We start from the raw sequence: 14,016 nt of genomic DNA, 5'->3' as shown, positions 1-14,016 counted from the left end.
CTGAATTATACTTAGCTTATCTTAACAACCATTTTGGCGGCGTCACGCGACTTATCCGCTCTATCTTTTTTGAGAAACATACACTTTCCTTAAGTGCTTTTCTGTGCTTTTTGCAGAATAACAAAGTGCTTAGGGGAAGTGTTTTTTGTTTTCTCATGAATAGCACTTGTGACGTCGCCTTAGTGGAAATCACACAATAGGAGGTTATGACAATTCATGAATGAACAACGAATCGCATTCATTACGGAATCATCCACGCGTCAAGCAACAGAGCTGCCGGCATATCTTTTTTATCAGAGTCCTAAAAGTCGGTGGGTCAATGAAATCATTCGTTACATGGAAGCACGGGAGTTCCCAAGAGAAGACATTTATTTTCTGAGTCATTATGAACAGCGTATTATTCCATTTGAACAAACCATTAGTGATTATCCGCAAACCGAAACGACCCGGTCTGCAGCGAAGCAATTTGCAGAAAATATAGTCAAATTTGTTAAGTCTTATGATCCGATTCCTTTTATTGAATTACATATGAGTCGAGTCATGACCGATCCGCTCAAAGCTCAGTTCGAGAAAAATGGTATCCGATTCCGAATTTATGGAGAGTCGGTTTCTTTGGCTATGAAGCCTGGGCATTATCAACAGCTCATCGAGGAGGAAGAAAACAAAAGGCGATTAAAGGATATTCAGCGTGAAAAACACTCGATTATTTCAGAACTTGAAATGTTAACACCCTTAATTGCCAGAGAAATCTTAACAAACTACCAATACAAAGCCCAACTTTTTGGTGTAGAAAACATTTTTGAGGAAATTAAAGAATTGCTAAAAAGTTACGGAAATCGAAAAAAAGACAGTGACGCTGCCGAAGCAGCTTTCTTGTCCCTACTTAAGAAGCAGGATCATCTCGGGGAAGTAGAAAATTTCCTACTGGGAAAGGATACTTTGCCTAAATTATTTAAGGAGCGGGAGCACTACGAAAAAATAAAATCCCGTTATGGAAAACTGATTGCGAAATTTACAAAGTATCTTATTAAGAGAGACTATGTGCTGCAGATGGAAAACAAAATTGCAGCAACTCTTAATAAACTTAGAGTAGCACTGATTTAATGAGGAAGTGTATACCGTGAAAATAATCAAAGATAAGGGAAGGAAACGAAGAGAGAGACTCTAATTCATGGTGCGAAGGAGGAGCGGGGAACTTACTATTTGGGGACATAGTAAGATAGATTCTCCGTTTGGTTGTCCATTGTGGCCGCCTCCGGCTCATTTCACGAATGTGAGAAGTAGCACTCATACGGCCCCCAGTAATAGCCTATGAGAGGAAAACGAAGATTCCTGCCATTTTCCGGATCGATCAATACTAAACGATACGGAAAAGGGGATCTCTCTTATGCAAGCCTTCAAAACTTATAATCCATTTCATATTAACAAAGTTAAAAGTCCAATTAGGTGGTTTGGCGGAAAGGGCCTATTAGCCAAAGAAATCATACCATTAATACCAGCGCATCATACGTATTGCGAAGTGTTCGGCGGGGGTGGCCATTGTCTCACGCAGAAGGCTCCAAGCACAGTTGAAGTATATAATGATATTGATACTGACCTCATAAATTTTCTTATGCAACTTAGATACAGAAGAGATGACTTGATTGACGCGTTGTCATCAATCCCAACATCCAGGTATCTATATGAAACTTGGTCAAAAAAACCGCTCCCTGAAGATGATTTTGAAAGAGCAGTAGTTTGGTACTACCTTCTTCGTCAGATGATGGTTCCGTGTAACAATGAACCTTCAGGCTGGAGAGCCTCAAAAATAAAATCAACCGCAACTGATTATCAAAATTCCCTCGGTCGATTAGCTGAATTTGAAAAGCGACTGCGGAATGTCATGATCGAAAAGTTGGATTTTAGAGAATGTATCAAACGATATGATTCCAAAGAAACTTTTTTCTTCATTGATTCTCCGTATTATGGACGATCACATTATTACAAAGGTAATTTCAGCGAAAAGGACTTTCGAGATTTAGCTGATCTTCTTCATAACATCCAAGGAAAATGTTTAGTCTCCTATTATGGACACCCTTTCATCCTGGAACTATATAAGGATTGGCGTTTTGTCACGGTGGAAGCAAAGGTTGGATCAACAGTGACGAAGGCAGAACGTGGTCAGAAGAAGAGGATTGAGACTGAATACTTTTTTATGAACTATGAAGAGGAATATGCACCTCTGACATTGTTTTAGTTCGTGTGAAAACGAGCATCTTCCTTAATTGGATGACTGCTCGTTTTTCTTTCCCCGTTACAATATACTGGTTAAATCATATCTCTATAATTCAACGAATCTCATGATCCGATAATAGTAATAAAAATAAAGGAGATTAAAACCATGATATTATACCATGCTACATATGAAACCCGTGCAAAGGAGATTTTATCTGCTGGTGTAGTAAAATCAACGGGGGTAATAAGGAACTTCGATACATCATCTACTTATCCTACAACCGAGGGCTTTGTTTATTTAACTGACAGTTTCCCTCTTAGTATTTTCTATGGTGCCAGGGTAATCCCCATAGATTCTAATGATCAAATTTACATTTTTGAAGTAGAAGTTAGTGAAGAGGAACTTCTAGTGGATGAAGATGAAATTGGGGTTATGAGCATTTGGCCACGTACTAGGGAACTGATTCAAGCTCGGTCACCTTTTTTATGGAACGACAGTCTTGAAATTTTACATTCAGTCAGAGTAAAGCGGGACCTTATAATAGGCGTAGATGTCAAGAGATACTTGACGCTTCCTACTGATAACTATGTCTATTCATTGGGAACACATGATAAACAGCTACAAGATATCGAATATGCCTCCAGCATTTTAATGCAACAGCGTGATAGTAGTACTCCGGAACAAATCGATCGATTATTGAGACTTGTTGATTGGACTGTCATTTAATTCCTTAGTAAATCAATTTAATGAAGATCGAGGTAATAAGTGTATGAAGAAAATATGGGGAATGACGGACACTATATTAAAACAAATTTCTTACAACAGCCACGATTTCATCTCAATCGAGTTAGGCATCCAAATAGTCAATCCATTGGATATTATCGGATTATCTAGGAAGCTAGATGAGGAAAAGCTAAGTACATTGCGAAGAAAGATTGCAGAGAATGGATGGCAGGATATTGAACCGCACGGCATAAGTCTGATTAGACTTCCTGATCAATCCTATGTTGTTAATGCAGGGGGTAATCACCGATCGTTTTTATGCAATGAATTTGGTATTAATAACATTCAAGCCCAAGTTACCGCTTTTGTAGCAAAAAATGAATTAAATGATAACCAATTAGCTGAGATAATGGCTTATGAAGAAATCATATGTAAGTTGTATAGAAAAAATCAAGTAGAAACTAACGAAAGAAAACGATTAAAAAATCTAAATATAATATCTGAAGTTGATTTAAAGTATACAACCTATTTAAATGAGCTTTACCATGAATACCTAAAAAAAGTTAATGTCCGGTAGTTAGGGCTGTTACCCCTAATGGAGATAACGCGGAAAGAACCCGATGATTTAATCGAGCTTCTTTTTGTTAATGATGCGATTATTTACGTTGAACAAGACACCCATAAAATCTGTTGTGTTATAATATTTGTATATTTATACAAGTGGAAAGGGTGGCAAGCTATGGTAGCATCTCCAACAGCTATGATTTCGCTGATTACAGTTCTTGCAATTATTCTCCTCAGCTTTATTAACCAGATTAAACACAACAAACAAGAACCATTAATAGTATATTTCACTCAAAAACTAATCTTGTTTAGCCTGTCCTACTTGGTACTAGCAGCAATTTGGTTCGTCTCTATAGTACTCCTTGGTCAAATCAGTTTATTTGTATCTATTGGTCTTGGTAGTATGATTACTGCAGCATTTGTATATATTTTAATAAGGAAATGGAACAAAATGGAGCAATATGTTTCCAAATTTGTTAAACAAGCATACAACAGAGGTTAGCAAAAAATTACCCACACTGATAAGAAGTGTGGGTTTTCCCTTATAATATTTGAGTTTAATATTATTCGAAGTAGGTAATTCTCTTAAGGAGAGTATTAACTTTAAAAGGAGTTGATTAAAGTGTGTGGTCGCTTTACTATTACGTCAGACCTGGAAGAAATTCAAGATACATTTAGAATAGATGAGGTCAACTATGACTATTCGAAACGCTACAATGTTGCTCCGACACAAATGATACCCTGTATCTTGCAACAATCAGGAGAAGGAAGGATATTAATCGGACTAAAGTGGGGACTCATACCATTCTGGAGCAAGGATCCCAAGATAGCGTACAAAACCATTAATGCTCGATCTGAAGGTATAGAAAAAAAGCCTGCCTACAGGCACTTATTAAAACAAAACAGGGTCCTTATTGTTAGTAACGGATTTTATGAATGGCGTCATGAAAAAGAAGGAAAGCAGCCATTTAGATTTCAATTGAATACGAAAGCCCCCTTTGCTTTTGCTGGTCTACATGATACCTGGAAGGATCCAAAAGGTAATGAAATTCATAGCTGTACTATCATAACTACCACACCAAATGAACTTGTTACGGATGTTCATGATCGTATGCCTGTAATATTAACAGGTAGAGCAGCAGATGAATGGATAAATCCAAATATCCAGGAGACCAATAAGGTTATAAGTTTCTTGAAACCATATCCTGCTGACCGAATGATAAAGTATCCTGTTTCTAAAGATGTGGGAAATGTGAAGAATACCAGTCCTTCTCTGATAGAGGAGATACCATTAAATTCTAAATAGATTAAATGTAGAGCTTTTGATTATTAACTTCGCACAGCATTTTTTAAATAACCAAAAACTCAATTAAAGTAAAGTGACCCGCTACATAATTGTAGCGGGTCCTTTGTTTCAATCAGCATCCTTGATAAAAAATATCTTTAAAATTGAGACAAGATGTCGAGTCAAAATGGTAAAATAAGACTAAACCCAATTTCATTACTGCAATTTCAAAGGCGTGTTTCAACAATAAGTGAATTGGAGCCGCTAATGAAAGATAAACCTGCATTTATCGTGGATCTTGTGAAAAGCAAATAAAACATAAAGGAGAACAAATGAAAAAGAAAATAATAGGAGGAATAATTGCGGTTTTAATTGTCGCAATTATACTACAAGTTCCAAATAATCTGCGATACAAGCTGGAGAATGCGTTTGGTGATCCATACACTAATTTTTATGGGGTGTACTTAGGAGTAATGCTTAATGAGATTGGTGGAGGATATGAGGAAGAGATCTCTTTAGATGATCAATACAAAGTGGATATTGACCTTGCTAAATATAGCGGCCACAAAGTAGATCTGTTTCTCTACGGTAGATATGTAAATAGTTCTGATCCACTTGTTATTATTCTGAACGGCAAAGTAATTTATAATGGCCAACCTGAAAAAGAGGCAGCAAATTTCTACTCCAAAAACTATATTAAAAAGCACTTTGTTGTTGATTTGACCGGATCAATACAAGAAAACAAAAACAAACTTATGGTAACTACAGGAAATGCGACTGAAGAATATGAATTAAACATTGTAAAATGAGCCTTTCATAATCTTTTTATATTCTATTGAAAGAGAGAGAATTTGAATGAAACTTAAGGTAGCTATCGTCTTTTATAGTCTTGCAGTGGTTTATGTCATTATTGCAGCTCTAGCTCTTTTTACTGACATCAAAATACCACCGACTTTTTCGGGATATGTAAGTGTAGTTGCACTCCTGGTAACAGGCTACGATTTATCTAAAGCATCCTATGACGTAGTTGAGAGGAAAAGTAAGTATAAGTTCAGTAAACGCCTGGCTCATGGTGCGGAGTATTTCTTTTTATTGATTGCAATAACTGGGTCAGTTTATTTTATATTGTTCTTTATGAAGGAGACTGACGAACTGCTGATTACTAAAGTAACTAACTATGCAAGCTTTGGATCGCTCGGTATAGTGTTTCTTACATATGGGATGAAAACTCGAACATCATAAAAATCAGCTTTTAATAGGGGTGGGAAGATGATAAATGAGTAACGCATGGGGGAACAGATATTCATGTTTACTAAACCAATATGGTAATGATGAATAATAACAGGCTCTTTGAATATACTAATAACGTGAAACCGTTAAATGGGTATAAAACTGCTGGACAAAGAGACTGCCTTCATTGTTGCAGTCTCTTTGTCGATACATCGGCTATTGTTAGCGATACAAATGAATTGTATAATCTAAAAAAACATATGTAGATTTTGCCCTCAAAGAGTAAATTACATAATCTTTGGGGGCTTTATTATCTCATAGTAATGGCTGGAGGAGTAATATTGAAGGAAAAAAAATTAGACCAACTGCTTGATCAGCTGGATCCAGCAGCAAAGAAAGAGTACGAGTATGTGTTGCTAAAGTTACTGAATGAGACCTTTCCAATTGAATACTTAACCCTCTTACTTCAAGAGATGAATCCATCTGAAATTCGGAAATTTCAAAAATTAATGAATGTAAGAACTCAAAAAACAGCAGAAATTGATGGACTTCTACAAATAATTAAACTTAAAGTTAACACTACATCCGGGAAAATCAGCGTGCTGAAGGCAATCACTTATACTCTGATAGATATTTATACAGGTGAGAATCCCGATTTAACAGATTCTGATTTCCTTTCGAAAGAAAATGAAATAATAAACAAATTTGGCCAATGGCATTACTTTTGGGCGCTTCGCATGTTTCCTCGAAGGTCAGATGCTATTGACAAGAGGTTAGAGGAACTTATACAAAGTGCTAATGGTATGAAACAATCACAAGATACTTCAATTTTAAAGCCGCCTATAGATCAGAAAGAAACAAAAGTTTCAAAAGAAACCCTGATTATTAAACAAGAACGTCAACTCAGACAAGAAAATGAAAAAACAATAACCAGGCTTAATAAAGAAATAAAAGAAATAAATAAAGCTATGGACCAATTAATTAAAGCGAATAATGACTTATCTAAAAAACTGATATCAACAGAAAAAGACTTGTTAGATGTACAAAATCAAAACACACAATTAAGCAAGGAAGTATCTCAATTAGAATATGAAAATAAGTATTTAGTTAGGGAAATAACACAATTAAATTCAAGAATATCTGAATACGAAGAACAAGAGTTAACATTAAAACAAATTAACGAAGCGGAAAAATCTCGATTACTAGAACAAGTTGAAGTATATAAAAATAATGACTCCTCTCCATCCTTTAAAGCAGAAGGATTAATTGAAATTATTCATAAGGATGCACTAAAAAAACTTAATCTAATAAATTTAAGAACCATTGATTTAACCGAGAAACAAAACTTACGATATGAAATCACTCAGATGTTAAATCTGGCTTCTCAAATTGAATCATATTTTATTGTGCAATCAGAAAATCACCAAGAATCTGACATTGCAACTTCAAGTAATGAGCACTCGCAAATAAATAAGTCAGTATCAGAAGTAGCGGTTGCGACAAACATCGAGACAGAAGATGCTTCAGTAACCGATACATTATCATCTAATGAACTCAAAAGAAGTGGAACATTTTATCGAAGAGAACACGGTGGCTACATTATATTTGACGATGGGCAGCAAAGTGTCATAACTGAATCCATAGTTAATGCTGTTGGGTTGGAACACGAAGCAGAGGTAGAATGTACCAAACGACAACGAGGAGATGGCTCAGCCTATCAGTATATTCAGCTCCTCTTTCAAGGAGACGATACTTATGCACCTATAGTTCAGTATTTAGGCTATATAGAGCTAGGTGAGCACTTCAAATATTACTGTGTGGATATTCATGACAACAATAATAGGTATCTTATACACGAACGGGATGTTGCTTTTCACAACCCTACAAACGGGGTTCCATGTCTCTTTAACGTTTCTTTAGAAAGAGGAGAGTATGCAAGAATCTCTAAAATCTATAAGAACCATGAAGATATGAAATCAGAAGATGATGTTTTCCATCCGAAGAAGACTGATGAAAAAATCAAAAAGCCCCCAAAAAATATTGCTCCTTTTCTCCAAGGTTGTAAAATTGCTGTTATTGGTGGACAAGCAAAGTGGTTTGAATCAGTTGTAAAAGAGACCGGCGCTGAATTTGTGCATGAGAACGGGGAACACCCTGAACGAATATTCGCTGAGTTGCGAAAATCCAATGCACTATTTAAGCTTCTGACAGCAACATCACATGGAGCTACAATTTCCGGAGTAGAGATTGCTAAAGAACACAATATCCCTCATTTTACGATAGAGGGATCTAAATCTAACTTAAGAAATCTCTTATGGAGTAATCGGGATATTATCCGTGAGGGAGGAAGAAAACAGTAGCAAAAACAGAGCCGGTAAATCGTTCTTGCGATTTACCGGCTCTGTTCTAATATAGTGTTGTGATAAGATAGCCTTAATTAACTTTCATGCTTTTAGGTGCCAACATATATCCACAAAATTGAGTGTCAGGGTTAGGTCTCCCAGAGTATATCTAAGGTAACTTTAATCATTTACTTTCCTCCTTATGTTATAACGATTCCTTGTTATACTTTTCCATTAACATCCTCGTTTAACCGTACATCTATAAAATTGTTTTTGCATAAAAAAGATGATTCCTGTAACCAGGAATCATCTTTTTATCAGAAAACTATTTTTCAACAAGCAAAAACACTGCACCCTATTGGATGTTATTCACCATCCGCCTTCACCATGTTGAGGACTTGCAGCGGTATAAGGTTTCTTTATAATCAAACTTGCTTCATTCGCTGAACTTATACCGCTCGGTAATACCAGAAACACTAGACTAGCAATTAATGATAGCAACACCATTTTTCTCTTCATCTTGATCGTAAACCTCCTTCATAATCGCAGCGTATTTTTGGAGATCTGAGTGATCTATTTTAGATCGAATTTTCTCGATTGTGCTGCAGCACCTCACTATATTCGCTGCATTATTGATTTTATATGAAACTGCCAAACTATCCAATATATATCGAACGCCATTATGGATATTGTTTCTTCCCAAATAATATAAACCTACATCAGTCAAAAAATTTGCAAAACGATCATCAAAGAAATGAGTCGTATAGCTACCCACGGTTTCGCTTCTTTCCAGTTGATCAGATATATAACCCCTAAATCGTTCGAGATACTTATCGATATCAAATCGATACAAATTTGCTGCTTGAACAATCTTAAATAGGGCCATCAACACCTCGTTTTTACGAACAGAAATATAATCTACGTACTCTTCCAATACCTCAGTACTCCCTGACATTAACCGGTAGAGATACTTGTTACCTATTGCCCACTCTTGGAATTGTTTCTTGGTTTGCTCTGATTCATTATCTGTTTCTACAACCCAGTTAAGATCTTCATAACAGGAAACGTAATATAGAGCTTGGTCATACGCTGCGTTTTCTGCAGCGATCGCACCCAACATCAAGTTAGAATATAAAATATAACCAAACAGTGGTTTTGCCGGCACTACAGATTTTTTTCCCTGTTTATTTCGATTTATTTTTCGATCGTAAAGATTTTTAGAGATGCGACCCATCAATTGTGCATAGTATTTTGCTTTAGTCCATTTTCGTAAGGATAAAAAAATATTCGAGAGATCCTTTAATGCGTCTAATTGCTCAGATTCACCAAGACGTGATACATACGATTCAAGTTGTAAAGCACACTCCAAATTGTGCTCTTGATTCTTATTTAGTGAGCAAGTAAATATTCTGTATTGGCATAAGGCTAACCTCTCTGCATGCTGATATCTTTCACTTTCAGCCACTTTTTTGTATATAATCACTGCGGCATCTTTATAACCTGCTATATATAAATTTTCCGCACATTCAAAAAGCACAGCTGCATAGCTGAGACTATCCATCATCAAACCAACTACTTGATCAATAATTTGTAATTTCCTGAGTTCAGCACACCGTTTGATGAAAGGTCCAAGCCGTCTCCAATCGAGAGAAGATAACATACAAGTTTCATTAGCGTATAAAGAATATAAAGATCCTTCCTCAAGATTCATCGCCTTGGTTATCAAATCAAGACTTGATACGGAAATAGATTGTTGCCCATTTATGATTCTGCTAAGAGTCCCCGAGTTGATCCCCGATTTATCTGCAAAGAATGAGATAGTTACATTCTCTTGCCTTAAATATCGTAACAATTCTGAACTAATCGTTCTGTCTGTAGGTTCCAATGAGACCCCCCCAGATCCAAATCCAGTATTTTCTAAATAATTTCTTTATACTAAGTAATTTAATGTATAAATATACCAGCGGTCAATATTTTTTAAATATTTATCTATAAAATCTGAAACACTTTAAACATTATCGACGAAATATTTTGTTTAATCAGCAATTCATTCGAGATTGGTTATATCTTGATTGAGAGAAGCCGATATATATAGTGATTTATAAAACCCTTAAGATATGCGAATGAACAAAACGAGAGAATGGAGCTCAACATATGAAGAAGTCTAATATTAATAGATGGACAATGATTCCTTCGCTTTTCCTTATATTGGTGCTTATGTCTGCTTGTTCGGAAAAAATAGAACCAATTGAAATTTTTTTTGAGGAACCTGTGGTATTTCTAAAAGGGGATGATACTTACAATATTAGGGTGAAAACTAACGCCCCTGATACTAAATATTTTGCTTGGGGCGCTAATAGGGATACAGATGAGTCATTTACTGGTTCGACTTTTTTTCATGAAGATGGCTACTTGTACTTAAGAAATGTATCTATAAGAAAACCATTCGGTAACATTAGATTAACTATTTTTTCTGAAATCCCCATTAATGACAAGCTATATACAGGGAAGTATGTAGTTGAAAAAGAAGGCTCAAAAATAATCGAGTATACAATCGTGTTTAACTCCACCAAAGTTTCAGGATCTAAATATAGCCAAAATACGAAAAATGATGTTTACAATTATATTAGCAATGAGGTGAATGAATTGAACCAAGATAACGGAGCTGATATAAGAAATTTCCAATCAGCAAGCGAATATTTCGGTTCAACAGCTGAGGAAATTCAGAAAATATATCATGATTTTATTTTAGAAAGAGCAGCAAAAAGGGACAATAAATAATTCAAAGTAATATGCTATCAAAGAAGTTATATTCGTAAGATCTAAGGCCATAAATCGATAAAGTGAGTATTAGTTTAAAGTAAGGAAAGGAGTGATCAGGGAGGATGGCTTCTGGGTTTCTACAAAACAACTCACTTTAGTTTGTAAATGTATCGAAGAGTATGATGAGTGGTGGTTTGATCATAAGTCTGATGAAGAGAAAAATCATCGAATCTAGGAAAGCTGCAATCTGCACAAAAAGAAATAGAACCAAAAAAACAAATCGCTAGTCAGCGTTTGTTTTTTTTGGTTCTTCGGATTTTGTGAAGAGGAACAACCGAGTAAATCTCTAGATATTAGAATTTATGATTTCACCACAAAGATCCGTAGAGCCCTATTTTTATGAGATGCTTAATTCGCTTAAATAGCCTTTTCATAGCATATGTTGAGGGATATTACGATACTGAAATAATGTCTTCAATTTTAATCCATTCCCATTCACCAGATGAGATCGAAAGTTTTATCTCCCGTCTATAAGTATGAATCACAGTCACGATTCCTGTAAAGTTAACATCTTGATATTCATCAAAAATCTGTACTGTAACGCTACGATGTTCATGAAAAGACTCGACTAATGCAGTCTCAATCAGCTCGATTTCCTGTCCATCCAGTATTGGTTTATTTTTTCGCCCCTCCTCATGTTGTTTACGATTAATTGCATACTTATGTTCCGGCAGCATCATACGACTTGACTCCCAGAGTCCGTTACCATCAAGTAATTTACGTGTCATTTATAATGTCCTCCTATCTTCGCAGAGCGATCGATCGCTTGACCCGCTTCAGTTTTGGAAACTGCCCTCATAACAATTGATTCTCCATATTTATTCTTCAGCGCATCAGTAACCCGCTCAAGTGCCATTGATTTCTCTCGACGAGTATCAAATAAAGATAACTGATATTCCGTGTCAGTTGTAAGTTGTGTCACACTTATGCCAATTCTCCGAATCGGAAGTCCATCCCAATACATTTCAAGAAGCCTGCACGCCCAACTGTATACCTGATTCGTGATATTTGAAGGATCTTCCATCTTTATCTGCCTGCTGAACCCAGTCGGCCGGTCGAAATCAGCACCCATGCAACCAACAGAGACTACGTGTGCCATAAAACCTAGACCTCGGCAACGCTGGCAGACAAGCTCCGTTTGCTCAAGGAGAACGACCTTAATTTCCTCCAGTTTTGCATAATCACGAGGTAGTGTTATCATGTGTCCAACCGACTTAGGAGCAACCTGATGTGTTCCTGGACGAACCGGACTATCATCAATTCCATTAGCGATCCGCCAATACATTTCCGCCTTGATGTCAGAATTTTTCCCGAACTTTCTGCGCATCATCTGTTTTAACTTTCCAAGTGGCGTCTGAGCAACGCTGCCGATCGTAGGAAGTCCCATAACAGTAAAATGGCGAGTCATCTTACTCCCAGCCATGAACATGTCGCTGACGGGTCGTTTCCAGAGCGTCTCAGGGAGCATTTCTTTGGTCAAAGTGTATATGCCGGATGGATTCTTCTTGGCATAATTATCGCAAGCGGTCTTAGCTAGTATTTTCGTTTCGGCTATCCCGAACCGAGTATATACTCCTGTTGCCTCTTGAACTTGTGATTGGATCATATTGGCCAACTCTTCAGAAGACTCGGCAAATAAATGCATGCTCCCTGTAACATCAAGAAATTGTTCGTCTATGCTATACGGCTCAACTAAATCAGTAAAGGTCTTATAAATCTCTGTTATCTGCATAGAGACATCAATGTACTTTTGCATCCTGGGTTTAATAACAACGAGATCTGGACATTTAGCGAGCGCTTCACCCAGCCTTTCAGCAGTGGTTATGCCTTTACCTTTTGCAAGTGGGCAAGCAGCAAGAACAATTCCAGAGCGGCGCTCAGGGTCACCTGCAACGACCAAAGGGCGGTCTTTGTACTCGGGATGATCTGCTTTCTCTACAGAAGCATAAAAGGACTGACAATCCCCTAACATTATTACTCGGTTAGATGATTTCAAACTGGCCACCCCTTGTCCTCAATATTAAACCCAAGATAATTGTAAGATCTTTGCTCAATTTCAGCCTCGATGAGCCCCCATAGCATCGAAATCTTATGGCGATACCCTCTGCAGACAAATTCAACTTCTACCCCAATACTTGTTTTTTTATTTTCGTAAACTTTTAAACCAGTCTCGCGCATCTTTATGCGAGCTTTTGTTAAGTCCGTTAATGCAGCTTTTTGCAAACGGTCGATCATTACATTGGTAAGATCCACAGTTTTTAAATCTGATCGTGAAAGCAAAGAACGATCCTTCTCCAGTACATCGAGTAGGAGAGGAAGTAAAATATAATCCTTCACTAATTTAGTTTCGTTTAACTTAAGTCCGATACCCATATCTAATCCACCTCTAAAAGGGAACGTTTGTTTGTATTATAACCAAACATACGCTCCCTAATCAATGGATGATTTTGTTATAATTTGCGAATATATTCTCAACTTTTTATTTACAGTAGAAATGATAGTACAGACTTAACTCAAAATTATACATAAAATTGTATTAGTTGGCGTTAGAGAATGGATCATTTTGTCGTCTAGTGTATGAGTTCGGGGAAAGATATTAATACCTGGAATCCAGGTATTATAAGAGGGCCGTCCGAAAGGGCGGCTATTTTTGTTTTGGTTTAAGTTAATATTGATCCTTAAAGTGGCTAGACTTCAATCCGTACCATACCATTGTGTCTCACTTCATAAAAAGATGATTGTCGATGGCGTATCAATTCAATAAAAATAAACTGGTTTTAATTTCTCGAAAGAGATACAGATGATCTATAATTTATGTGAATTCGGTGATTTAG

The 14,016-nt window shown here is 36.5% G+C and carries 14 protein-coding genes; 10 read left to right on the top strand and 4 right to left on the bottom strand.

Annotated elements, in window-relative coordinates:
* The first annotated feature begins 216 nt into the window (after nt 1–216).
* From PGL02S_RS18630 to PGL02S_RS18590, 9 genes are all read left to right on the top strand, one after another.
* Entirely contained in the window at nt 217–1,104 is an 888-nt protein-coding gene (locus PGL02S_RS18630; RefSeq protein ID WP_063477657.1) for a hypothetical protein, read from the top strand.
* Between the two features lie 283 nt (nt 1,105–1,387).
* Entirely contained in the window at nt 1,388–2,236 is an 849-nt protein-coding gene (locus PGL02S_RS18625; protein WP_063477659.1) for a DNA adenine methylase, read from the top strand.
* A gap of 144 nt (nt 2,237–2,380) precedes the next feature.
* Entirely contained in the window at nt 2,381–2,941 is a 561-nt protein-coding gene (locus PGL02S_RS18620; RefSeq protein WP_063477660.1) for a hypothetical protein, read from the top strand.
* 43 nt (nt 2,942–2,984) lie between these two features.
* A complete protein-coding gene (locus PGL02S_RS18615) occupies nt 2,985–3,515 on the top strand; it encodes a hypothetical protein (protein ID WP_127502896.1) in 531 nt (176 codons plus the stop codon).
* Nucleotides 3,516–3,533: 18 nt separating this feature from the next.
* Nucleotides 3,534–4,004 (top strand): hypothetical protein, encoded by a 471-nt coding sequence (locus tag PGL02S_RS18610; RefSeq protein WP_063477662.1) that lies wholly within the window; start codon nt 3,534–3,536, stop codon nt 4,002–4,004.
* Nucleotides 4,005–4,124: 120 nt separating this feature from the next.
* On the top strand, nt 4,125–4,808 hold the full coding sequence (locus tag PGL02S_RS18605; protein WP_063477663.1) for an SOS response-associated peptidase: 684 nt from the start codon (nt 4,125–4,127) through the stop codon (nt 4,806–4,808).
* Nucleotides 4,809–5,119: 311 nt separating this feature from the next.
* Complete coding sequence (locus PGL02S_RS18600) at nt 5,120–5,596, top strand: hypothetical protein (protein WP_063477664.1); 477 nt, start codon at nt 5,120–5,122, stop codon at nt 5,594–5,596.
* A gap of 46 nt (nt 5,597–5,642) precedes the next feature.
* Nucleotides 5,643–6,029, top strand: coding sequence for a hypothetical protein (locus PGL02S_RS18595; protein WP_063477665.1), 387 nt, complete (start codon nt 5,643–5,645; stop codon nt 6,027–6,029).
* A gap of 329 nt (nt 6,030–6,358) precedes the next feature.
* Nucleotides 6,359–8,377, top strand: coding sequence for a hypothetical protein (locus PGL02S_RS18590; RefSeq protein WP_063477666.1), 2,019 nt, complete (start codon nt 6,359–6,361; stop codon nt 8,375–8,377).
* A gap of 463 nt (nt 8,378–8,840) precedes the next feature.
* Here the strand turns inward: PGL02S_RS18590 and PGL02S_RS18585 are convergent, their stop codons facing one another.
* Nucleotides 8,841–10,244, bottom strand: a complete 1,404-nt coding sequence (locus PGL02S_RS18585) for a helix-turn-helix domain-containing protein (protein WP_063477667.1) — start codon at nt 10,242–10,244, stop codon at nt 8,841–8,843.
* A gap of 269 nt (nt 10,245–10,513) precedes the next feature.
* On the opposite strand from PGL02S_RS18585, the gene PGL02S_RS18580 reads away from it, so the two are divergent.
* On the top strand, nt 10,514–11,140 hold the full coding sequence (locus PGL02S_RS18580; RefSeq protein ID WP_127502893.1) for a hypothetical protein: 627 nt from the start codon (nt 10,514–10,516) through the stop codon (nt 11,138–11,140).
* 434 nt (nt 11,141–11,574) lie between these two features.
* Here PGL02S_RS18580 and PGL02S_RS18575 read toward each other — a convergent pair whose 3' ends face one another.
* From PGL02S_RS18575 to PGL02S_RS18565, 3 genes are read right to left on the bottom strand one after another with little or no spacing between them, the layout of a single operon-like run.
* A complete protein-coding gene (locus PGL02S_RS18575; protein WP_063477670.1) occupies nt 11,575–11,910 on the bottom strand; it encodes a YolD-like family protein in 336 nt (111 codons plus the stop codon).
* Nucleotides 11,907–13,178, bottom strand: coding sequence for a DNA polymerase IV (locus PGL02S_RS18570; protein WP_127502891.1), 1,272 nt, complete (start codon nt 13,176–13,178; stop codon nt 11,907–11,909). Before PGL02S_RS18570 ends, PGL02S_RS18575 begins: the two co-directional genes overlap by 4 nt.
* Nucleotides 13,175–13,555 (bottom strand): hypothetical protein, encoded by a 381-nt coding sequence (locus PGL02S_RS18565; RefSeq protein WP_063477320.1) that lies wholly within the window; start codon nt 13,553–13,555, stop codon nt 13,175–13,177. The genes PGL02S_RS18570 and PGL02S_RS18565 overlap by 4 nt, the downstream gene beginning before the upstream one ends.
* Between the last annotated feature and the right edge of the window lie 461 nt (nt 13,556–14,016).

This window comes from Paenibacillus glucanolyticus NBRC 15330, from assembly GCF_004000885.1.
GTDB lineage: Bacteria > Bacillota > Bacilli > Paenibacillales > Paenibacillaceae > Paenibacillus_AQ > Paenibacillus_AQ glucanolyticus.
The sequence above is the reverse complement of the archived record's forward strand: the minus strand, read 5'-3'. Positions and strand labels throughout refer to the sequence as shown.

What these genes read in the sequence shown, in the direction of transcription:
- PGL02S_RS18630 (WP_063477657.1), top strand. Translation starts at nt 217, where the DNA reads ATGAATGAACAACGAATCGCATTCATTACGGAATCATCCACGCGTCAA.
- PGL02S_RS18575 (WP_063477670.1), bottom strand. Translation starts at nt 11,910, where the DNA reads ATGACACGTAAATTACTTGATGGTAACGGACTCTGGGAGTCAAGTCGT.
- PGL02S_RS18615 (WP_127502896.1), top strand. Translation starts at nt 2,985, where the DNA reads ATGAAGAAAATATGGGGAATGACGGACACTATATTAAAACAAATTTCT.
- PGL02S_RS18620 (WP_063477660.1), top strand. Translation starts at nt 2,381, where the DNA reads ATGATATTATACCATGCTACATATGAAACCCGTGCAAAGGAGATTTTA.
- PGL02S_RS18625 (WP_063477659.1), top strand. Translation starts at nt 1,388, where the DNA reads ATGCAAGCCTTCAAAACTTATAATCCATTTCATATTAACAAAGTTAAA.
- PGL02S_RS18610 (WP_063477662.1), top strand. Translation starts at nt 3,534, where the DNA reads ATGGAGATAACGCGGAAAGAACCCGATGATTTAATCGAGCTTCTTTTT.
- PGL02S_RS18595 (WP_063477665.1), top strand. Translation starts at nt 5,643, where the DNA reads ATGAAACTTAAGGTAGCTATCGTCTTTTATAGTCTTGCAGTGGTTTAT.
- PGL02S_RS18580 (WP_127502893.1), top strand. Translation starts at nt 10,514, where the DNA reads ATGAAGAAGTCTAATATTAATAGATGGACAATGATTCCTTCGCTTTTC.
- PGL02S_RS18565 (WP_063477320.1), bottom strand. Translation starts at nt 13,555, where the DNA reads ATGGGTATCGGACTTAAGTTAAACGAAACTAAATTAGTGAAGGATTAT.
- PGL02S_RS18600 (WP_063477664.1), top strand. Translation starts at nt 5,120, where the DNA reads ATGAAAAAGAAAATAATAGGAGGAATAATTGCGGTTTTAATTGTCGCA.